Origin of the sequence: Roseateles sp., from assembly GCF_036486225.1 — a bacterium.
In the GTDB taxonomy this organism is placed as follows: domain Bacteria; phylum Pseudomonadota; class Gammaproteobacteria; order Burkholderiales; family Burkholderiaceae_C; genus Roseateles.
The window spans coordinates 19,551-40,419 of the sequence record NZ_DASVNZ010000006.1; the positions used below are offsets into that span (position 1 = coordinate 19,551).

Here is a 20,869-nt window from a genome sequence, read left to right on the forward strand (position 1 = left end):
GCGCCACTAAATTGCCAAAGGTGAAAGGTATGGGTCTGCGTGTGGCGGTGATTGGCGATCCCCACTTTGCTCTTGATCTAGAGCCAGGTGGGCGCTCGGTTTCTCATATTCGTGTGAATGAACACGGGTGTTTTAAAGAGAATTCCGCTATTAATAATCCTTGGGTCGGGTTGCGGCAACTCGTCGAAGAAAAAGTCCTAACGTCAGATCTGCTTCTTTGCGTGGGCGATATCACAACTCACGCCAATCCCACCGCGCTAAAAGCAGGATGGAATCATCTCCAGGACATCGGTGCCTCTTTGGCAGTCTCAAACATTGCCTGCGCTACCGGCAACCATGACGTGGCATCCCGAGGGACAGAGAAGGAAATTCGAGTGAATCCCGTACGGGGGCTTTCATCCGTAATTGGCCCCATTGAGCAGTTGAAGCTTCTTGCCCCACCGTATCCAATAACCGACGCATTGAGACCGGGCCAGGAGAACTCCGACAAACTCCTTCGCGCAAAGAAAAATCGGAGTTCATACTTCGGAGATAATTTTGTGCTTGCCGAGTATGAAAATTATCGGCTTGTGGTGCTTAATAGTTGCGGCGAACATTCGAACGAAGTGCATCAGTATGAGCGAGGTACTTTCCCTCAGTCATCTCGCCTTGCTCTAAAAGAAGCGCTCGGCTTGGCGAATGATGATGGAAGAATAAACCTTCTTGTTTGCCATCATCCTCCTATGACGCACTCGGAACTTAATCTGGGGGCGCACGACCATATTGAGGGCGGTGAAGAGATTCTCGCGATGCTCGAGGAGCACGGCTCATGGCTATTGATCCATGGGCATAAGCATCACGCGAGAATAAATTTTGCAGCCGGGAGTTCCGGGGCGGCGATTGTTTTTTCTGCCGCCAGCATTGGCGCATATTTGAATGTCAATGAGCCGGGAATTAGAAATCAGTTCTATATTCTTGATCTGCAGGATGTCGATGGGCGATTGACGGGCACGGTGTCTGCGTGGGATTGGAATGTCGGCATTGGCTGGCGAGAATCCACGCCGAAAGGGGGCGGAGTATTTTACGGCTGCGGGCTGGGGTTGCCCGGCAGCATTGACGTTATGGCGACGGAGATCGCGAAGTCCGTTGATGGAAGTGGATCCATTAAGTGGTCCAAATTGGTCGCGTCGATGCCCAACTTACGATTTGCCAGTCCGAGAGATTTGGCAATCATGGAAAAACGGCTATCCCAAAGGTATAAAATTATCGTCGAGGTCGATGATGACGGCTACTGGGACGATCTTTTCAAGGGGAACCCATGAGTAGAGGGCCGTTTCCATTCCTCTCGCCTTTCAACGCGAAGGCGATGAGTTTCGAAGAAGTGGCTGAATCTTTCGTCGAGTCAGGGAAGTTCCAGGAGCTTGCTGGGCACTGGAACTCGCTGCTTGTCGGCCCGCGGGGAAGCGGGAAGACGACGCTTTTGAAGATGTTAAGCCTCTCAGGCTTAAGGGCCTGGAAGGGCAAGGATGCCGAAACATATCGACAGTCTCTGAGGTACACCGGCATTTATGTGCCGACCGATATTGCCTGGGGTGAGATGGTCAACGGTTTGGGGGACGGCAAACTTGATCCAGCATTCCGCGATATAGTCTCGGAGGCAGCCTTTACCACAAATGTCTTGCTGGCGACGACGGATGCAATCCAACAGAGGTTGCAGACGAACGCTAGCGGCTCAAATTACCGCGCGGTTTCTCTGTCTCCGGATAGCACACGCGAGTTTGTGGACGGAGTGGCCCAGCTTTGGAAACTCCAGACGCGTGCACCGTCCCTTCGTTCCTTACACTTGGCCCTCTCGACCCGCTTGCTTGATATCAGGCAGAAGGCGTCATTGGCTGCGTCGCGCGAAGAACTCTCGCTGGAAGACCTCCAGGGCTTGATGCCTTATGTAGGTATACAAGCCATCGAGGCAGTGAGCCTAGGATTGAAGCTGTTCGATGAGTTGATTGAGGAGCCGGATGGTCTTTGGGTATTGCTGCTAGACGAATTTGAAGTGGCTCCCTTGCCACTTCAACGGGTGGCACTTTCAGCGCTCCGTGCTGCTTCTCAGAAGTTACTTATTAAAGTGGCGCTTGCTCCGTGTGGGCCGCATACGTTGCTCGATATGCAGAGCGCAGTGCCAACAGAGAAGAACGACTATCACCAAGTTGAGTTGTGGTATCCAGACAAAGGTGAGGCGGACGATTTTTGTCGTCGAGTTTTTGAAGCGAAGGTGAATTCTCACGCAGCGTTGAGAGGTAAGGGGCCGGAGGAAATATTCGGCCGCTCGCAATACGCGATCGTGGATGAACTAGACAGTGGCGGGGATAGACCGGCGGGACACTCACGAACCGATGCTTGGTCAAGTGAATTTTTGAACTTGGCATTCAAAGATCAATCGTTTCAGGACTTTCTGACCAGAAGGCAGATTGACGCTCACGATCTTGATTCTTCATCGAGTACCATTCGTAAAATCGCGCCCGTTGTTGCATTCCGAAATGCTTATCGAGGGACAGGTGAGGGGAAAAAGCGAGGACGAAAGCCCTACGCATCTGCGTACTCAGGGTGGCAAGCTGTCTCTGCAATTAGTGAAGGAAACCCTCGCTGGCTTCTCTCGATGCTTACTGGAATGTTCTCCGAAGTCGCGGGTAGCGAGAGCTTTCCAATTGGAGTCGCAGTGCAACAGCGCAAGATTGCGAGCACTTCTGGAATCTTTGCGGAAATGCTCCGGACGGTGGCGGCTCAGCAGCAGCAGATTGTGACGAGTGTGCCAATATTTAAGATGTTGGAAGATATTGGTTCATATTTTCACGATCGAATAGTGAGCGGAGAATTTCAGGAAGACCCTCATTTGTCGTTTGAAGTCGACGATAAAGTATCTGATGACCAAGAGGCATGCCTGCGAATTGCGCTTAATCACGGGGCAATTGTCTGTTATGAACGTCCAGACGTTCTTGGCGGCTATCGCTCTTTACGCAATAAGCGTTTTCGCTTGGCTTATTTGCTTGCGCCTGTTTTTAAACTTCCGCTTCGCAAGTCCAAGCAGATCCGGCTATCGAGCATACTGGAGCGCGAAGAAAAGCCTATTCGGGCAAAAAATTCTTTGGAGACCATACCAAAGTCCGGGGACGTGCAAGGGAGTTTATTTTGAGCGTAGTTCTGCTTGAGAAAATTGCTTCTTCCAGCGTCTTAACGGCAATCGAGGAAGGCATGGAGGAGGGCGCGACGCTTATCAGCGCGTACGTCGAGAATAGTCGTTCGGCATGGTTGACCACGAAGTTCCCCGTTGCGAAGCGGCTCCATCGAATCGCGCTTCTCGATCAGCCAGCCGTCCGTCAGGCAGTGCTTGCAAATTTCAGAAGCCAGAATCCCACAGCAACGCTTTGTTCTCGGCTGGAGGCTGAGGTGGAGTTGGTAAGGTTGGCTGAACTTGGTAAGAAATCGGGTGCCCCATATTTCAGTATTTTGATTGACGTTTCTTGCATGTCACGGAGTCAGATGGGTTACGTGATGGCGAAGATAAAATCTATTGCCATTGATATATTGCCAGCCAAGGTGCGCCTCCTCTATTGTTTGGCTAAGTTCGTTCCTCCTCCAGAACAGCGTATTTCGTACAATCGTCGCGTGGCACCAGTGCATCAGGCATTTTCGGGTTGGACCACTTCGCCAGGATTGCCCCTGGAGGTTATCGTTAGCCTCGGCTATGAGCGCGGAAAGGCTGCCGGAGCAGTTGAGTATTTGGAGCCGAGCGGTCGATGGGTCTTTGTGCCGCGATCTCCAGAAGAAAATTACCTGAAGCACGTAGAGATACATAATAAGGAATTGCTCGGTGATCGGAATAAGAAGTTCCGTATTGATTACGATGTTTTGGATCCCGTTGCGACGTATTACTCCTTGTTGTCTTTAACCAAAGGATTGGCTCAATCTTCCCGTCCAGTGTTGTTGCCTTTCGGGCCCAAATTATTCTTTGCGCTCTCGCTTTTGGTTGCGGCCTGCGTGGAGGAGGCGGCGGTTTGGCACGTGGATGCGGACGAAGATGCCACTTTGGCAACGGAGTCTTCGCATTCGGCGGTTTTTGAATGCATGATGCTTAGTCCGTTGGTTTGAAGATGTCTTGATGCATGGCAATTTTCGCGTAATGCAGACTTGATGCTTCATGGAGTAGTCTACGAAAGTTTTTTGATCATTCGGGATGATCGTAATAACTAGAGCTCTTAAGAGTTGCACATGTTTCTTAGACGCCTCGACAGGTACGATCGCTTCGGAATTCGAAGTTTGTTCGAGCCAAGTTTGCAAGGGAAGCTTGGAGGGGCTTGGCAGAGTGGAATAGTGCAAACGCCAAGCGACAGCGGTAATTTTATTTTCCTGGTGACGCTGGGGGGGAAGCGCTATCACGACGTTCTGTATGAAGATGGCTACATTCGCTGGTGGTCTCAGGACAAGCAGCGCTTGGACATGCCATCAATTCAGCGCTTCGTCGCCCACGACTCTAGCCAGAACAATATCCACCTATTCATTCGTTGCTTGGGGCAGCGCGAGTACGTTTACCTTGGTCTGCTCGAGTACATACAGCACGACCTCGAAAAGCAGAAGCCGTGTGAGTTTGTCTGGCGCGTGATGCGTTGGGGTCTTTCGGGCTCCGATCTAACCCAATTGAGGCTGCCGTTTTCGCCGCCGCTAATGCCAGTGAGGATGCAGTCGAATCTGCCAATGGCTCCTGTAAAACTGTTGGAGGTGGCGCCTCCACGGCGCTTGGCGAAGCCGATCTGGGACGGTGCGCAGGGCTCGGCGACCAAGCAGACAGCAGGCGACGTGGACTGGGCTCTCCGTGACGAGAGAAATCGCAACCTTGGAGACCGTGGTGAGAAGCTCGTCCTTCAGCATGAGATCGCCAAGCTCGTGGACGCGGGCAGACAGGATCTCGCTGATCAGGTGGAACACGTCGCGCTCGTTGACAGCCGAGCGGGCTACGACATTCGTTCGTTTGAGGTTGACGGTCGCGAACTTCGAATTGAGGTCAAGACAACGGCGGGCCCAAAGTCTGCAGCGTTCTTCATCTCAGCCAATGAGGTGAGAGCCTCGGCAAAGTTTCCCGAGGAGTTCCGGATTTATCGCGTGTTTCAGATCCGGAGCAAAGACGATCAAGCGGGTTTCTACGTTCTGAAGGGCGATGTCACCGAAGTGCTCGATCTCGTCCCATCGTCATATCGAGCGCTTCCGCTTGCCGTCGACGAAGCCGATTGATCAAGCCGGCCTCGTCCCCTTGCAAACCGGCCACGTCGAACACGCATAAACCGCCTGCCCCGCCGTCGGCCCGCGCTTCAGCGTCCTCAGCACCATCGGCTGCGAGCACGCCGGGCAGACCACCATCGTGACGTCCGCAGCTGACCTTTGTGGCTCGGCCTGCGGGGCAGAGGAGGCCGCCAGCAACGCCGTCAGCTTCGCCCCATCGATGAGCCGAATGTTCCGCCCCTCCGCGAACGCCTGCGTCTCCTTGGTGAAGCTCCCCGCCGTCGCCACGAACCCACCCGCCGCGCCGCGCGCCGCCATCACGTCGTAGAGCTCCCTTGCCGCGCCCACGCCCACCTTGCGGGCCTTCCAGTGCTTGCACTGAACGAGGAAGGTCTCATTCCCGGTCTTCGACGACTTGCGCAGCACGAGGTCCGCGCCGCCATCGGAGCCGGTGCCGCCGATCTCGACCACGGTGAAGCCCTTCAGCCGGAACGCCTCGCCGATCTGCAGCTCGAACTGGTGCCAGGTCATGCCATCGACCGCGGTGGCGTCCTCGCCTCGCGCCGACCGCTCAAGCCGCTGCCTTCCCGCACCCGGCCGGAACACCGACATCACCGCCGCGCCCATCGCCGCGAGCCGTCCCAACAGACCCTCTCCCGAGGATCCCTTCTTCGTTCTGGCCATTTCGGCTCTCTCCCTGAAGACGTCCGTGGAGTATCGCTCCCCGATCTTCCTCAGCCCTCACTCGCCCGCCGCTTCAACTCCTCCAGCAACCACTTCCCCGCCACCCCCGGCTCCCTGTCCCTCGCATGCGCCGCGTAGATGGTCAGCCCCTCTTTCGGCGTCGGATCCTCGTGGATACGGAAGGTCTTCAACTGACCGCTCGCCAGCGGCTCGGCAATCAGATGCTCCGGCATCCGGCACCATCCGAATCCCGCCAGCAGGAAGTCCAGCCGCCTGCCCAGGTCGACGAAGCGCCACAGCCTCGCGCTCGCCAACCCGAAGTTCTCCCCCTCCGGCGCCACCGGATCCGACAGCACCAGCTGCACGTGGTGTTCCAGGTCCGCCGGCTTCGCCGCGCGCTTGAGCGACGCCAGCGGATGCGCCAGCGCCACCACCGGCCGCATCCCCACCCGCAGCAGCGGGTAGGCCACCACGTCCTCCGGCACCGCCGGCAGCAACAGGCAGATCGCCAACGCCGCCGACCCGCTCCGCAGCCGCCTCAGCGAGCCGCCCAGACCCTCCGTCGAGAAACTCACCGGCAGATCGGGAAAACGCTCGCGCAGCGCATGCAGGCTGTCGATCAGCGGCGCGGTCGGCACCAGCGGGTCGATGGCGAGCGCCAGCTCCGGCTCCACCCCGCCGCGCGTGCTCGCCGCCACCGCCTCGAAACGCGCGGCGCTCGCCAGCACCAGGCGCGCGTGCTCCGCCAGCACGCGTCCCGCGTCCGTCAGCACCGGCCGGTGCCCGCGACGGTCGAACAGCGCGACGCCTTGCGTCGCCTCCAGCGTCGCGATGGCCTGGCTGATCGCCGATTGCGCCCGCCGCAGCTGCCGTCCCGCCGCCGAAAAACTCCCGACCTCCGCGATCGTGACAAGAACCCGCAACTGATCCAGGGTGAAGGTGCCGATCATGGGATATCAGTTTTCGAGATGGACTTGATCGAAAGAATATCTCTTCCGCCGCTGGCTCCGCGTCGCTCCAATGAGACCATTCCCACTCCGGATGACCTCGATGACCCGACTCCTCGTCGTAGAAACCAGCACCCGCGGCGACCACTCCGTCTCGCGCCGCATGACCCGCCAGTTCGTCGCCGACTGGCTGAGCGCCCACCCGCAGGGCGAGGTGACCCGCCGCGACCTGGCCCTGTCCGCGCCGCCCTTCGTCGAGGCGTCCTGGCTGCAGGCCTACTTCACGCCGCCACCGCAACAGTCGCCCGCCATGAAGGCCGCCTTGCGACTGTCCGACGAGCTGGTCGCGGAACTGCTCGCCGCCGACCACATCGCCATCGCCACCCCCGTCTACAACTACAACGTGCCCGCCTCGCTCAAGGCCTGGATCGATCACATCGTCCGCAAGGGCCTGACCTTGGGCGTCGACGGCCAGGGCCTCGTCACCGGCAAGCGCGCCACCGTGCTGCTCGCCTCGGGCGGCGTCTACACCGAGGGCTCGCCCATCCGCGAGCGCGACATCGCCTCGCGCTACCTGCGCCTGATCCTCGAGGTGATCGGCATCTCCGAGGTCGCCGTGATCGCCGGCGGCGGCGCCAAGGCCGTCGACCTGCGCGAGCAGACCATGGACGCGTTCATCGCCACACTGCAGCCCGAGATCCGACGCGCGGCGATGGCCTAGCGGCCTGAATTGCCTGAGCCGCCTGAACAGCGGGAACGGCAGGAGCGCCAAGAGCGGCCTGAACGGCGGACGAGGGGAGAGCGCTCAGTCCTCCGACGCCAGCAGCAGTCCGATCTCCCGGCGCGTGCTCCTCACCGCCTGATCCAGCACCGGCACCAGCGCCGCCAGGCTGCTCCCCCTCGCCGTCACGAAGCGCTCGGCCAGATTGCCCAGCGGCGACGGCCCGACCTTCAGCCGATCCAGGTTGCCGCCCGCGTCCGCGATGCGCTGCCTCAGCACGCGCACATCGGCATTGAAGTGATTCGCCAGCAGCACGTCGCACCGGCCCGCCATGAGCTGCCGGATCCTCGTCCGGAAATCCCCGGACACGTACTCCGCCGAGTAGATCGCCCCCTTCGCCTGCTCCAGCGCGCGGCCGTAGTCCAGCCCCCGCACCACGCACACCCGCAGGTCCTTGAGGTCCTCCACCGCGCGCAACTCCCGATCGACCTCGCTGCGCGCGATCGGCCACACGCCGCTGACGAAGACGTCCTCCGAGAACAGCAGCCGCGACGACCGGCTCGACGACCTCCCGGCCCCGAACCCCAGCGTCCAGCCGTTCTCCACCATCGCCAGCATGCGCGGGACCGGCACCAGCTGGTAGTCCCACGACAGCTCCGCGTTGCGGCCGATGAGATCCAGCACCGGCTTGATCCGCGCGATGTTGATGCCCTCCGGCAGCGCGAGGGGCAAGGTCTGCAGCGCAGGCACCGCCGGCGCGGCCGTCGCCACCGTCGCAACGGTCGTCTCCGCACCGACCGCCAGCCCGAGCAGCGGCGCCAGCACCACCGCGCGCCGCCGCACACCACCCCCTCGAGTGGCGACGGCTTCTCCCCCCGACTCCTGCCGGTCCTCCCCCACGCTCACCCCCTCGACGCGCTGCATGACCACGATCGCCTTCTTCCGCGCCGGTGCGCCCGGCTTTGGCGAGGGAGGCTACCCGCGATGGTTGAAGGCTTGGTGAAGGAAGCGTTGGGGTGCGGCGCGCGGAATGAAAAATGGCGCCGCCGCGTCTTTTGTGCACGCTAGTTAATGAATGTCATTGGCTCAACGATTATTTGTCTCGAGTTGATGGTTGAAGTCAGTACTGCCGCCGATTTGAGTAATCGGGAATCTTCTGTTGCTGCGCCTATTCAGCTAAATAGGATTCGGGCGATGATTTCAAACCCTTTTGGCCAAGCGCCCAATATTTGTTCTCCGATCGAATTCCTGGGCCGTTCCGCACGGCGCCTGCTCGAATTCACGCTTCTGCTGCTCGTCGCCGCTGCCGCTTGTCTCCTGACCGGTTTCATCGCGCTAGTGCTCCTGAATGCCGTCGCCGTCGATCCAGCGCGGAGCCAATCGCCAGTGCTGAATCTTTCGTTGATGTGCCTTCAGATACTCGCCGCGCTTTGGATACTGTCCCTGATCAAGCGCGGATACTCGTTGCGCACGCTCTTTCAGATTCGATGGCATGCCACGGTGGGGCTGGCAATCTCCGCGACCGTGCTGATCGTGATCGCTGCGCTACTCGTCGATCTGGAGGCGATCTGCATGAATGAGTGGCACCCGATCAAGCCGAACCTGCACCCGGAAGTGTGGAGAACGGCCTTGGCGACGATGGCCCTGTCCGCCTTCTTCGAGGAACTGTTCCACCGGGCGCTGCTCCAGCCATTGATAACCAGGCTCTTCGCGAGCGAGGCCGCAGGACTCATCGGCGCGGCCGCGATATTCACGGCAATGCATGCGTGGAAGGACGCGGTGCTCGTTTTTCCCGGCGCGCTGTTGTTCGGCCTCGTCTTTCTGCACACGCGCTCCGTGGTCTGCACGACCGCGCTTCATCTGGCCATGAACGTGACGCTCGATCTGCTGAAGGGGCAGCACTTGATGGTGTCGCCGCTGCTCAGCGCCGAAGAGTTCGCACCGATGCGGCCCGCCATCGGTCTGGCACTCCTCCTGCTCACGATCGCCTTCGAGCTCCTGCATCGCAGCGCCGATCGACGCGCCGATCAGCGCGCCGATGGACGCGCCATGCGGACTCCCCCGAACGAGAGAACCGCAATCGACGGCGGCGCGACAACATCGGTGTGACACCACCTCGCTCGCTCCGATGCAGTCCCGCTCCTTCCCCTCGCTCGTCCTCGGCGGCCTCGCGTTCATCGCGACCGCCGCCCACGCCCAATCCACCGTCACGGTCTACGGCCGCCTCAACGTGTCGCTCGAACACGCGGACGCCAGCCATTCCCCGCGTGACCGCGCCATCAACCGCGAGTCCAACAACCGCTCCGTGATCGGCTTCCGCGGCGTCGAGGACCTGGGCGACGGCGTCCAGGCGCTGTTCCAGATCGAAGGCTCGCTTGCGCTCGATACCGGCGTCGGTCCGTCCCTCGCCAACCGCGACACCCGCGTCGGGCTGCAGACCCCTTACGGCTTGCTGTTCGCCGGCCACTGGGGCACGCCGTACCTGCTGGCCACCAGCACCTTCGACCCCTGGTATCCGACCACCGCGGGCTACATGGCCCTGATGGCCAACGGCTCCGCGCCGACCACCAACCACCTGACCAACACCGCCTCCTTCGACCGGCGGCAGCAGAACATCGTCCAGTACTGGACCCCCGCGTGGAGCGGCCAATCCTGGTTCAGCGGCCTCACCGGCCGCATCGCCTACGCCTTCAACGACGGCGAGGTCGGCCCGAACGGCGCCAGGCCGCAGCTCCTGTCCGCCTCCCTCACCTGGGACGAGGGCCCCTGGAACCTCGCGCTCGCCCACGAGCAGCATCGCGACTACCAAGGCCCGCATCTCACCGACTCCGCCACCAAGCTCGGCGCCGCCTACCGCTTCGGCCCGGGCCGACTCGCCACCGCCATCGAACGCCTGCGCTACGAGACGCCGCTCGGCGCCTTGACGCGCGACAGCGTCTACATCGCCGCCACCTGGCAGATCGGCGCCACCAGCCTGCGCGCCAGCTTCACCCACGCCGGCGAGGGCAAGGGCCCCATGGGCACGCGCGTCGGCTTCGTCTCCGCGGGCGACGACACCGGCTCGCGGCAGTGGACGCTGGGCGCGGACTACACGATGTCCAAGCGCACCGGCCTCTACGCCTATGTCTCGCGCATCGACAACCAAGCCCGCGCCGCCTACGACTTCGCGATCAACCCGGTCGGCATCGGCGCCGGGGAGAAGCCCACCGTGTTCGCGGTGGGGATGAGGCACGCGTTCTGATCTTTCACCGCCAACCGCCAAGGAGACCCGCCATGGGTGAACGCATCACCATCACGACGCCCGCCGGCTCGTTCGGCGCCTACCTCGCCCGACCGAGCGCCCCCGCCGCGCCGGCCATCGCGGTGATGCAGGAGATCTTCGGCATCAACAAGGACATGCGCGAGACCTGCGACTGGCTCGCCGGGCAGGGCTTCATCGCCGCCTGCCCCGACCTGTTCTGGCGCCTCGAACCCGGCGTCGAGATGTCCGACGGCTCCGAGGCGGAATGGAAAAAGGGCTTCGCGCTCTACCAGGCCTTCAACGTCGACACCGGCGTCGAGGACACCGCCGCCACGATGCAGCACCTGCGCGGCCTGCCGGGCTGCAACGGCAAGGTCGGCATCACCGGCTTCTGCCTCGGCGGCCTGCTCACTTTCCTCACCACCGCCCGTCAACGCTCCGATGCGTCCGTCGCCTACTACGGCGGCACCACCGAACGCTACGTCGAGGAAGGTCGCGACATCGACACGCCGCTGCTCATGCACCTGGCCGGCAGCGACGAGTACATGTCCGCCGAAGCCCAGCAGACGATCCGAGACACGCTTGCCGGCAACCCCGACATCACGATCCACACCTACCCCGGCCGCGCCCACGCCTTCGCGCGTCGCGGCGGCCAGCACTACGAGGCCGAGGCCGCCACCCTCGCCAACGACCGCACCATCGCGTTCTTCCGCGAGCACCTCGGCGGCGCCTGAGCGCGGATACCCCGAGGGCCCTGCGGCCCCTGCAGCCCGCCCGTCAGGTTCGTCGCGAACCGCGCAGGCTGCGGGGCCGTCCTGTCCCTCATGTCCTGCGCGGCATATCCATATGCCCGTTGACGGGGGCGACTGGTGGCAACATCAGCCCTTCCTACGAACAACGAGGGGCCCCATGAAAGCACTCCGCACTTCCCTGATCGCAGCCGCGCTGCTCGCCGGCGCTTCCCTCGCGGCCCACGCCGCCGACCTGCTCGACGACGTGAAGTCGCGCGGCACGCTGCGCGTCGCCGTCGAAGGCACCTATCCGCCGTTCAACTTCAAGGACGCCAAGGGCCAGCTCGACGGCTTCGACGTCGACATCGCCAAGGCGCTCGCCGCCAAGCTCGGCGTCAAGCCCGAATTCACCACCACCGAGTGGAGCGGCATCCTCGCCGGCCTGCAGGCCGGCAAGTACGACGTCATCGTCAACCAGGTCGCCGCCACCGACGAACGCCGCAAGACCTTCGACTTCAGCGCCCCCTACGTCACCTCCTATCCGCAGCTGATCATCCGCGCCAACGAGACCCGCGCGCTCAACACCGCCGCCGACCTCAAGGGCAAGAAGATCGGCGTCGGCCAGGGCAGCAACTTCGCCGAACTCGCCAAGTCCTGGGACGGCGCCGAAGTCCGCACCTATCCCGGCGCCACCGAGTACCTCCAGGACCTCGCCACCGGCCGCATCGATGCCGCCCTCAACGACAGCCTGCTGATCCCCTACCTCAAGGACAAGACCAAGCTGCCCGTCAAGGCCGGCGCCGCCATCGGCAAACCCGCCACCAACGCCATCCCCTTCCGCAAGGGCAGCCCCAAGTTCCAGGCCGCCATCGACAAGGCCCTCGCCGACCTCCAGGCCGACGGCACCTACGCCAAGATCTCGACCAAATGGTTCGAGCGCGACGTCAGCAAGCCGATCGAGAACAAGTGATCCGGACGGGCCGACGCGCAAAGCCGCGCCGGCCCTTGTCTCTTGGACGTCTGCAAGCCTTCCGCAGACGTCCGTCTCGCAGGGCCACGATCAGCGGCTCTGCGACTGCACCTTCACCTGGAGGAGCGCGTCGGCCGCGCCTGCCACGCCTGCCGGGCCCGCCGAGCCCGCGAGGCTCATCGCGATCCAGGGGCAGGGCGCGCGGCCTTCCGGCGTGCCCGCCCAGCGATCGCCGCCGCTCACCAGCGCGATCTCCTGCGTCGTCATCTCTTCAAACATCGTCAGCCTCTCGTGTCCTGTCAGTCGTGAGGATCCGCTCATCCGCGACCCCATGCCGCGGATGAACACGCATCGACCGGATCGCCTGGTCAGGCCCTTTCCGTCGTCGATGTGACCCACTCTAGGTCGACGACGCCTCGGAGAAACTCCCCCGCGAGGGGGCTTCGGCGGGGGCCACCGGAAGGGGGAGAGGCGTGAGCTCGCGCAGCATGCCGCGCTCCAGCACCACCACACGTTCCGCGCCGGCAATCGTGTCCGGACGGTGCGCGATCATCAGCCGCGTCAACGGCAGCTCGGCCAGGTTCGCCGTCACCGCGCGCTCGCGTGCGACGTCCAGATGGCTGGTCGCCTCGTCCAGCGCCAGGACCTTCGGCCCGCGATACAGCGCGCGCGCCAGCAGCAGCCGCTGCTTCTGTCCGCCCGACAGCCCGCTTCCCAGGTCGCCCACCAGCGTCTGGTAGCCCATCGGCATGCCGACGATGTCCTCGTGGACCTGCGCCAGCATCGCGCAGACCCGCACGCGCTCCGGGTCCGGCTGGGCGTCGAAGAAGGCGATGTTGTCCGCGAGCGACCCCGTCAGCAGCACGTCCTCCTGCATCACCGTGCCGATGCGGCCGCGCACGTTCTTCAGGCCCAGCTGCCGCATCGGCTGGCCGCCGTAGCGCACCTCGCCCTCCACCGGCTCCAGCAGCCCCAGCAGCAGCTTCATCAGCGTCGTCTTGCCCGCGCCGCTCGGCCCGGTGATGGCGATGCTGCGGCCCGCCGGCACGATGAGGTCGGCGTGGCGCAGGATCCACGGCTCGTGCGGGCCGTAGCGGAAGCTGACGTCGCGCAGCTCCAGGCTGGCCTCCAGGTGCGCCAGGTCGTTGGCCGGCACCTCGTCGGGCTCGGGCGGCTCCAGCGCGATGTCGGCCAGGCGCTCCGCGTGCAGGCCCAGCATGCGCCACTCGACCGCGTAGTCGATCAGCGCCGACACCCGCCCGGTGAACTGCGTCCGGTAGCTGAGGAACGCGAACAGCATGCCCACCGTCATCGACACGGCGCCGGCCTGCTGGCCGTCCAGGATCAGCCCGGCGCCGAGGTACAGCACCAGCAGGTTCTCCGCGCCGAAGAGGAAGGTGTTGGCGGCGTTCATCGCCATCGACAGTCTGGCGGTGCGGACGTCGCGGTTCTGGACCTCGACGATCAGGTTGCGCCATTGCGCGCCGCGCTCCTGCTCGCGACCGAACAGCTTCAGCGGCGTCATCGCGCGCAGGGTCTCGAGGAAATGCGTGTTCTCCCGCGCGGCGACGATCAGGCGCTCGGCCGACGCTTCCTTCAGCGGCCGGTAGGCGGCCCAGCGCAGCAGCGCGTAGAGCGCGACGGCGCCCAGCACCACCAGCGCCAGCGGCCAGGCGTAGACCGCCATCATGACCAGCGCCGCCGTCGCCATCAGCCCGTCGAGAACGGCCTCGATCGCGGCGTTCGTCAGCGTCTTCTGGATCGCCTCGACCGCGCCGAAGCGCGAGGTGATGTCGCCGAGATGGCGACGCTCGAAGAAGGCGACCGGCAGCCTGAGCAGGTGGGCGAAGGCGTTGCCGCGCCATTGCAGCGACAGCGTCTGCGTCAGCAGGATCAGCAGCCACGAGCGCGCCAGGCCGAGCGCCGTCTGTGTCGCCAGCAGCAGGCCGAAGCCGAGCACGAGCACCTTCAGCAGGTCGCGGTCGCCGGAGGTGAGGACGTCGTCGACGATGAGCTGGTTGCACAGCGGCGCGGCGATCGCGAAGAGCTCCAGCACCAGCGCGACCAGCAGGATCTGCGCCAGCGCGCGGCGCAGGCCGGACACCTGGCCGGTGAGCGCACCCAGCGAGACGCGCGGTACCGGCGCGACGGGTTTGAAACCGGCGTCCGGCGTCAGTTCGAGGGCGACGCCGGTGAAGTGGGCGGAGACCTCGGCGAGCCTCAGCCGCCGTTCGCCGATGGCGGGATCGAGCACGGTGATCACGTCGCCGCGGACCTTGGTCAGCACGACGAAGTGGCGCAGGTCCCAGTGCAGGACGCAGGGCAGCGACAGCTTGCCGAGCTGCTGCAGATCCAGCTTCATCGGCCGGCCGGAGAAGCCCAGGCCCGCGGCGACCTCGAGCAGGTCGCGCAGCGTCATGCCCTTGAGCGCGGCGGGGAAGCGGCGGCGCAGCTCGGGCAGCGTGGCGGCAGTCCCGTGCGCGGTCCCATGCGCGTTCGCGATCATGGCCAGGCAGGCCAGGCCGCATTCCGCGACCTCGGACTGGAGGATGAGCGTGGTACGGGGCGTCATGGCCGGACCCGCTTCGCCGTCGCCAGCAACGGCTCCAGCAGCCATTCCCAGATGCGGCGGTGTTCCAGGGTCACGTCGGCATCCAGCGCCATGCCGGCGCGCAGCGGCAGGTCGTGGCCGTAGGCGGCGATGTCCTCGCGGTCCAGCCGCACGTCGATCCGGTACAGCGGCTCGTTCGCCTGCGCCGCGCTCACCAGCGCCTGCGCCTGCCCCGCGGGCAGGTCCTGCGGCGCGATGGGCGTCGGGCTCACGTGGGCGACCTCGCCCCGCGCCATGCCGAACTTCTGGTACGGATAGGCGGCGTAGCGCAGCCACACCGGCTGACCCGGCTGGACGAAGCCCACCGTGCGGCTCGGGGCGTAGAGCTGGGCGAGGAGGCGTGGCGTCGTGTCGGCGCTCGACCGTGCCGATCCGCTCGATGCGTTCGCCGTTGGTGACCTGCCGGGCGCGTCAGGGGCCGGCACGAGGCTGATCAAGGTCTGGCCCGCTTGCACCGCCTGTCCGGCGCGCAGGGGCAGGGCGCTCACGCGGCCGTCGCGCGGCGCGGTGACGGCGACGCCGGCGCGGGCCTGCAGCTCGGCGCGCTCCTGGTCCAGTTGCGCGACGACGCGATCGAGCTGCGTCAGCGAGGTGGCCAGGCCCGTCGGAATCGAGGCGAGCTCCGCCTCGAGCGCCCGCGCCTCGCGCGTCAGCGTCTCGATCGCGCGTTGCGCGCCGCGCTCGCGCGCCCGGAGGTCGAGCAGCTCCTCGTCCTTCTGCTGCGCCTGGATCTCGGACACGTAGCCGTCCGCGGCCAGCGCCGCGTAGCGCTTGCGGCTCCGCTGCGCGAGCTCGACGCGCTGGCGGACCATGTCCAGTTCGTCGACCGCCTGGGCACTCTCGACGCGCAGGCTCCGGAGGCGGCCGGTGATCGTTTCCCGATGCTCGTCGGCCTGCTGTCGCTGCAGGCGGCGCTCGGTGGCCAGGCTGTCGCGCCGGGCCTCGACCGCGCGCAGGTTGAGCGCCGTCATGTCGCCGCCGTCGACCAGACGCTCGCTGCGCACGCGCACCAGGGCCTGTCCGCGCCGCACCTGGTCGCCCTCCTCAACGAGCAGCTCCTCGACCTGCCCCGCCAGCGGCGCCGCCACCTGCAGCAGACCGCCGACCGGCATCAGCAGACCCGGCACGCGCGCCTTGCGCGAGACCTGCCCGATCAGCGCGAAGGCGATCAACGCGACCGCCAGGCCCGCCGCGATCGTCGCGACCAGCCCCGCCTCCGGCCGTTGCGCGACGCGGATGCTCCCCATCCACGACGCCTGCTGAGATTCCCTGACCGCTGCCCGAAACATTCGTGTTCGCCCGTGTTCGTCCATATTCGTCCGTGGAGCCGCGCGTGCGGCAAGGGACCGGATTCTTCGGTGGTTCCGGGTGCTGCGAAGGTCGGCGGGGAGGGGGCTCCGAAAGAGGATTGATTTCGCCCTGGAGACATGCTCCAGGCGAGCGGACCGCGTCGACGATGACGTGGATGGGTCGATGACCCCCTCGTCCTTGTCGTCGAGGTCCTCAGAGGCGGGATGGCGGATGGCCGGTTCCCACCTCGAAGAGGGAGCGCCCTGCCGTGGATCCCCCAAAGCGGTTGGTGGCGATCGGGGAGCGCCGATCGATGTCCGCGTGCGCAATGGCGGCCCGGATGTGGCGCGGCGCCCACGCCGGTGAGGGCGGGGGCGCCGCGAAGGGGCCAGTCCTTGCCGGTGCGCTTACTTCTTGCGGTCCTTCATCTGGGTGGCCATGTACTGCTTGACCTGGTCGAGCGTGACCGAGCCGGTCTTCTGCGTGTCGACTGCGTCGAAGTGCTTGGCCAGGCGGGGCATGCCGGCCTCGGCTTCGGCCTTGGTGAGCTTGCCGTCGTGGTCCTTGTCCGCGGCGGCGAACCGGTCCTCGAGCTTCTGGGCGGGCTTGCCGCTCTGGGCCTGCGCGGGCAGGGTGGCGAGGGCCAGGGTCGCGATCACGGCGCCGGCCATGGCGATCAGGACTGCTTTCATGTGAACTCCGCTGAAGTGGAGCCCGCAGCATCGCCGCGGCAAGTGCTGCGCTTGATGCGGCGGCGGTAAAGCTTCGTCAACGGGCGTTGCGGGGGGTGTCGACATGAGGCCGCTCTCACGGCCCTGCGTTCACTTGCAGAACGAGCGGATGTCGCCTCTCGCGACCTCGCGATCGTGGTTGTCGAAGGAAGGGCCACCGACGCGGCGGACCGAGTTGTTCAGGATATCCCTCGCGAGCGCGCACCGATAGGCATCGGTTTCCTTGTTCTTCATGCCGATGGACTGCGGCGGCGGGATGTAGGGGCCCTGAGGCTGAGGAGGCGGCACATCCGGGGCCAGGCGCTTCTGCCAGGCTTCCACCTCCGATTGCGGTGTCATGGGTATCCGAGTCGGCACCGGCTGCGGTGGCGGTGGCGGCTTGATCTCGGTGGTGCGGCTGGCCGCGTCAGGTTCTGTCGGCTTGCGCTCCGAGTACTGGACCCGCCCATTGGCGTCCACCCACTTGTAGACCTGCTGCGCCTGCACGGCCACGGCCGGCAAGGTCAGCGCGACGGCGATCGCCGCCAGCTGCAGGCGGATCCCGAAGTCGGACCGCTGCACGTTCTTCTGCGCCTGAGATGCCATGGCGCCCTCCCTGAAATCGTTGATAGTGGTTCTTGTCGAAGGCACGGACTGTAGCCAGACCCGCGGGCGCCACCCATCCCTCCGTAGGGGTGAGTTGCAGGCTGTCTACACTGGCGCCCCCCGCTCCGGACCCCCTCATGCAAGCGCTCCTCGACGCCATCGCCGCTCTGACGCGGCCCACCGACGCCTGCCGCGTCTTCCACGGCCGCGGCGGCCGGTTTCCCGGCTGCGAGCAATGGGCGCTGGACGCCTACCCGCCGGTCTTCCTGCTGACCAGCTTCGCGCCGGTGACGGAGGAGGAACTGACCCGCATCGGCGACGCCCTCGCCGCGCGCTGGGCCGAGATCGCCCCGGGCGAGCCACTGCACTGGCTCTTCCAGCACCGCGACGAGAACCGGCCCACGAACCGCCTGATGGCCGGCGCGCTGCCCGACGACCATGTCGTCGAGGAAGACGGCGTGCGTTTCCATGTCAATTTGCCGCACGGCCAGAACCACGGCTTCTTCCTCGACATGGCCGCAGGCCGCCGCTGGGTGCGGCAATGGGCGCAGGCGCATCCGGGCGGCTCGGTGCTCAACCTCTTCGCCTACACCTGCGCGTTCTCGGTCGTCGCGCGGCATGCCGGCGCCGGGACCGTGGAGAACTACGACATGGCGCGCGGCCCGCTCTCGACCGGGCGACGCAACCACCAGCTCAACGGCGTTCAGGACCACGCCGCCTTCCACGCGCACGACATCTTCAACTCGTGGGGAAAGATCCGGCGCGGCGCGCCCTACGACCTCGTCGTGCTCGACCCGCCGAGCTACCAGAAGGGCAGCTTCGTCGCGACCAAGGACTACGCGCGCCTCGCGCGCAAGCTGCCCGAGCTGCTCGCGCCCGGGGGCCATGCGCTCGTGTGCCTGAACACGCCCAAGCTGGGCACCGGCTTCCTGCGCGACCTCCTCGCCGCCGAGGCGCCCGGGCTCGAGTTCATCGAACGCGTCGCCAACCCCGAGACCTTCGCCGACGTGTCGGACGAGCGCGCGCTGAAGGTGCTGGTCTACCGGCAACCGGCGGCATGAACGCCTGAGGTCCGCTACCGGCCGGCGCTCCGATCCGCGTCTACCATCGGTGCTCATCCATCGTCACGGTCACCGACCAGGGAGCGCACCCATGGGCCTGTATGCCAGTTTCCGAGCCATCGACGAACAGACCGCCGAGTCCCTGCAGGACGATCCAGACACCGTCGAGCGCCTGCTCGGCGAGGAGGACGAGGCGGAGGATCCGGCGCCGCTCGCCATCGTCGACGTGGACAAGGCCTGGCACGGCCTGCATTTCCTGCTGACGTCCATCGCCGAATCGTCCGGCGCCGGCGAGGACGCGCCGCTGGCGCAGGCGATCCTCGGCGGCGAGCCGCTGCACGAGGACGAGGACGTCCGCGTGATGACGGCCGCCGAGGTGCGCGCCGTCGCGGCGGCGCTGGCGGTGATCACCGAGGAGCAGCTGCGCGACGCCTTCGATCCCGAAGCGATGTCCGCCGCCGACATCTACCCGGACATCTGGGTGCGCGACGGCGAAGAGGCCCTGGACTACCTGCTCATCCACTTCCCGACGTTGGTCGGGTTCTACCGGACGAGCGCCGACAGCGGCCACGCCGCCTTGCTGCGCATCTGCTGAGCATCTGCTGAGCAGAGGCTGAGAGAGGCGCGTCAGAAGCTCCTCGCCTCGATCGCCTCCCTGACGCGGTCGAGCGCGACGCGCAGCCGCGCGATGTCCACCGACCCGAGTGCCAGCCGGATCGCGTGCGGCACCTGCTTCGTCGTGGCGAAAGGCTCCGCCGTCGACACCGACACCCGCTCGTGCTGCAGCGCCATCGCGACCTGGTCCGCGCGGACCTCTTCGCCCAGCGGCAGCCACACGAAGTAGGACGACGGATGCCCGACGCGTTTCATCGCGCCCAGCCGTTCGGCGACGAGCCGCTGCCGCCGCTTCGCGTCCTCGCGCTTCTCCGTTTCGAGCCGTGAGACGGTGCCGTCCTCGAGCCAGCCGGCGGTGATCGCGGTCATCACACCCGGCGTGTTCCAGGTCGTCGCGCGGATCGCGCGTTCGAGCGCGTGGACGCGGTCCGCCGGCGCCACCGCGAAGCCCACGCGCAGCCCCGCCGCGACGCTCTTCGAGAAGCCCGAGACATACACGGTCCGCTCCGGCGCCAGCATGGCCAGCGGCGGCGGCGGTTCCTCGGCGAGGTAGGCGTAGGCGCCGTCCTCGAGGATCAGCAGGTCGTGCCGCCGCGCGAGCGCCACCAGCTCGCGGCGTCGCGTCGCGGCCATCACCCAGCCCAACGGGTTGTTGAGCGTCGGCATCGTGTAGATCGCCTTCACGCGGCGGCGCCGGCACAGCGCCTCCAGCGCGTCGAGGTCGGGCCCGGCGCCGGCCGCCGGCACCGGCGCCAGCTCCAGCCGCTGCATCTCTGCGAGCAGGCGGAAGCCGGGATAGGTCAGCGCGTCCACGGCGACGACGTCGCCCGGCTCCAGCAACGCCATCAAGGTCACGGCCAGACCGTGCTGCGCGCCGTCGACGATCAGCACCCGGTCGCCCTCGACCGCCAGACCGCGCCGGGCCAGATGGCGCGCGATCGCCGCGCGGTCCGCCGGACGGCCGCCATGCGGCTGGTAACGCAGCAGTGCTTCCAGGTCGCCCGCGCCGGCCAGTTGGCGCAAGGCACCGCGCAACAGCTCGGCCTGGCCTGGCAGCGACGGGTAGTTGAAGCTCAGGTCGACCATGTCCGCCGCGACCGCGTCCAGGTCGACGCCCTGGCCCGTCGCGAGCGCCGTCTCCTTGACGAAGGTGCCGCGGCCGGTCTCGCCGCTGATCAGGCCCATCGCCTGCAGCTCCGCGTACACGCGCGTCGCCGTCACCAGCGCGAAGCCCTCGCGTCCCGCGAGTTCCCGGTGCGTCGGCAGCCGCGCGCCCGCCGGCAGCACGCCGGTCCGGATCTCCGCCGCCAGCCGGTCCACCACCGCCTTGTACCTGGGCTGCGCCATGCGTCCTCGCCTGTATCCATGACAATTCTTTGATTGTATTGAGAGGGTCGCCTACGCTGCGTCCTCACTCCCCATCGAGGCACCGAGG

The 20,869-nt window shown here is 65.3% G+C and carries 20 protein-coding genes; 11 read left to right on the forward strand and 9 right to left on the reverse strand.

The window, feature by feature from the left end:
- Positions 1 to 29 precede the first annotated feature (29 nt).
- The 4 genes from VF536_RS00410 (at position 30) to VF536_RS00425 (ending at position 5,259) form a co-directional block, all read left to right on the forward strand.
- Positions 30 to 1,301 (forward strand): metallophosphoesterase family protein, encoded by a 1,272-nt coding sequence (locus VF536_RS00410; protein WP_331612776.1) that lies wholly within the window; start codon positions 30 to 32, stop codon positions 1,299 to 1,301.
- Positions 1,298 to 3,166 carry a hypothetical protein gene (locus VF536_RS00415; RefSeq protein ID WP_422662717.1) on the forward strand — a complete coding sequence of 623 codons (1,869 nt, stop codon included), beginning with the start codon at positions 1,298 to 1,300 and terminating at the stop codon, positions 3,164 to 3,166. Before VF536_RS00410 ends, VF536_RS00415 begins: the two co-directional genes overlap by 4 nt.
- Positions 3,163 to 4,122, forward strand: coding sequence for a hypothetical protein (locus VF536_RS00420; RefSeq protein WP_331612778.1), 960 nt, complete (start codon positions 3,163 to 3,165; stop codon positions 4,120 to 4,122). Before VF536_RS00415 ends, VF536_RS00420 begins: the two co-directional genes overlap by 4 nt.
- A 120-nt stretch (positions 4,123 to 4,242) precedes the next feature.
- Positions 4,243 to 5,259, forward strand: a complete 1,017-nt coding sequence (locus VF536_RS00425; protein ID WP_331612780.1) for a DUF3427 domain-containing protein — start codon at positions 4,243 to 4,245, stop codon at positions 5,257 to 5,259.
- On the opposite strand, the gene VF536_RS00430 is transcribed toward VF536_RS00425, so the two are convergent.
- Positions 5,260 to 5,931, reverse strand: a complete 672-nt coding sequence (locus VF536_RS00430) for a restriction endonuclease (protein ID WP_331612781.1) — start codon at positions 5,929 to 5,931, stop codon at positions 5,260 to 5,262.
- Positions 5,932 to 5,981: 50 nt separating this feature from the next.
- Positions 5,982 to 6,881 carry a LysR family transcriptional regulator gene (locus tag VF536_RS00435; RefSeq protein WP_331612783.1) on the reverse strand — a complete coding sequence of 300 codons (900 nt, stop codon included), beginning with the start codon at positions 6,879 to 6,881 and terminating at the stop codon, positions 5,982 to 5,984.
- A gap of 100 nt (positions 6,882 to 6,981) precedes the next feature.
- On the opposite strand from VF536_RS00435, the gene VF536_RS00440 reads away from it, so the two are divergent.
- The gene (locus tag VF536_RS00440) at positions 6,982 to 7,599 is read left to right on the forward strand and encodes an FMN-dependent NADH-azoreductase (protein ID WP_331612785.1); all 618 of its coding nucleotides are present in this window, start codon (positions 6,982 to 6,984) and stop codon (positions 7,597 to 7,599) included.
- Between the two features lie 84 nt (positions 7,600 to 7,683).
- Here the strand turns inward: VF536_RS00440 and VF536_RS00445 are convergent, their stop codons facing one another.
- A complete protein-coding gene (locus VF536_RS00445; protein WP_331612786.1) occupies positions 7,684 to 8,529 on the reverse strand; it encodes a hypothetical protein in 846 nt (281 codons plus the stop codon).
- A 264-nt stretch (positions 8,530 to 8,793) separates the two neighbouring features.
- On the opposite strand from VF536_RS00445, the gene VF536_RS00450 reads away from it, so the two are divergent.
- From VF536_RS00450 to VF536_RS00465, 4 genes are all read left to right on the forward strand, one after another.
- Complete coding sequence (locus tag VF536_RS00450) at positions 8,794 to 9,708, forward strand: CPBP family intramembrane glutamic endopeptidase (RefSeq protein ID WP_331612787.1); 915 nt, start codon at positions 8,794 to 8,796, stop codon at positions 9,706 to 9,708.
- A gap of 19 nt (positions 9,709 to 9,727) precedes the next feature.
- Positions 9,728 to 10,840 carry a porin gene (locus VF536_RS00455; protein ID WP_331612788.1) on the forward strand — a complete coding sequence of 371 codons (1,113 nt, stop codon included), beginning with the start codon at positions 9,728 to 9,730 and terminating at the stop codon, positions 10,838 to 10,840.
- A 32-nt stretch (positions 10,841 to 10,872) separates the two neighbouring features.
- Positions 10,873 to 11,574 (forward strand): dienelactone hydrolase family protein, encoded by a 702-nt coding sequence (locus VF536_RS00460; protein ID WP_331612789.1) that lies wholly within the window; start codon positions 10,873 to 10,875, stop codon positions 11,572 to 11,574.
- Between the two features lie 175 nt (positions 11,575 to 11,749).
- On the forward strand, positions 11,750 to 12,541 hold the full coding sequence (locus VF536_RS00465; protein WP_331612790.1) for a transporter substrate-binding domain-containing protein: 792 nt from the start codon (positions 11,750 to 11,752) through the stop codon (positions 12,539 to 12,541).
- Positions 12,542 to 12,631: 90 nt separating this feature from the next.
- On the opposite strand, the gene VF536_RS00470 is transcribed toward VF536_RS00465, so the two are convergent.
- From VF536_RS00470 to VF536_RS00490, 5 genes are all read right to left on the reverse strand, one after another.
- Positions 12,632 to 12,820, reverse strand: a complete 189-nt coding sequence (locus VF536_RS00470; RefSeq protein WP_331612791.1) for a hypothetical protein — start codon at positions 12,818 to 12,820, stop codon at positions 12,632 to 12,634.
- A 121-nt stretch (positions 12,821 to 12,941) separates the two neighbouring features.
- A complete protein-coding gene (locus VF536_RS00475; RefSeq protein WP_331612792.1) occupies positions 12,942 to 15,113 on the reverse strand; it encodes a peptidase domain-containing ABC transporter in 2,172 nt (723 codons plus the stop codon).
- The gene (locus tag VF536_RS00480) at positions 15,110 to 16,399 is read right to left on the reverse strand and encodes an HlyD family secretion protein (RefSeq protein WP_331612794.1); all 1,290 of its coding nucleotides are present in this window, start codon (positions 16,397 to 16,399) and stop codon (positions 15,110 to 15,112) included. Before VF536_RS00480 ends, VF536_RS00475 begins: the two co-directional genes overlap by 4 nt.
- Positions 16,400 to 16,849: 450 nt before the next feature.
- Complete coding sequence (locus VF536_RS00485) at positions 16,850 to 17,134, reverse strand: EF-hand domain-containing protein (RefSeq protein ID WP_331612795.1); 285 nt, start codon at positions 17,132 to 17,134, stop codon at positions 16,850 to 16,852.
- 129 nt (positions 17,135 to 17,263) lie between these two features.
- Positions 17,264 to 17,758: a DUF4124 domain-containing protein gene (locus VF536_RS00490; protein WP_331612796.1), complete on the reverse strand. Its 495-nt coding sequence runs from the start codon at positions 17,756 to 17,758 to the stop codon at positions 17,264 to 17,266.
- A 137-nt stretch (positions 17,759 to 17,895) separates the two neighbouring features.
- Here VF536_RS00490 and VF536_RS00495 point away from each other — a divergent pair, with 137 nt between their 5' ends.
- Both VF536_RS00495 and VF536_RS00500 read left to right on the forward strand, forming a co-directional pair.
- Entirely contained in the window at positions 17,896 to 18,819 is a 924-nt protein-coding gene (locus VF536_RS00495; protein WP_331612798.1) for a class I SAM-dependent methyltransferase, read from the forward strand.
- A 91-nt stretch (positions 18,820 to 18,910) separates the two neighbouring features.
- Positions 18,911 to 19,414, forward strand: coding sequence for a YfbM family protein (locus tag VF536_RS00500; protein ID WP_331612799.1), 504 nt, complete (start codon positions 18,911 to 18,913; stop codon positions 19,412 to 19,414).
- A gap of 32 nt (positions 19,415 to 19,446) precedes the next feature.
- Here VF536_RS00500 and VF536_RS00505 read toward each other — a convergent pair whose 3' ends face one another.
- Entirely contained in the window at positions 19,447 to 20,781 is a 1,335-nt protein-coding gene (locus VF536_RS00505; RefSeq protein ID WP_331612800.1) for a PLP-dependent aminotransferase family protein, read from the reverse strand.
- Positions 20,782 to 20,869: the final 88 nt, after the last annotated feature.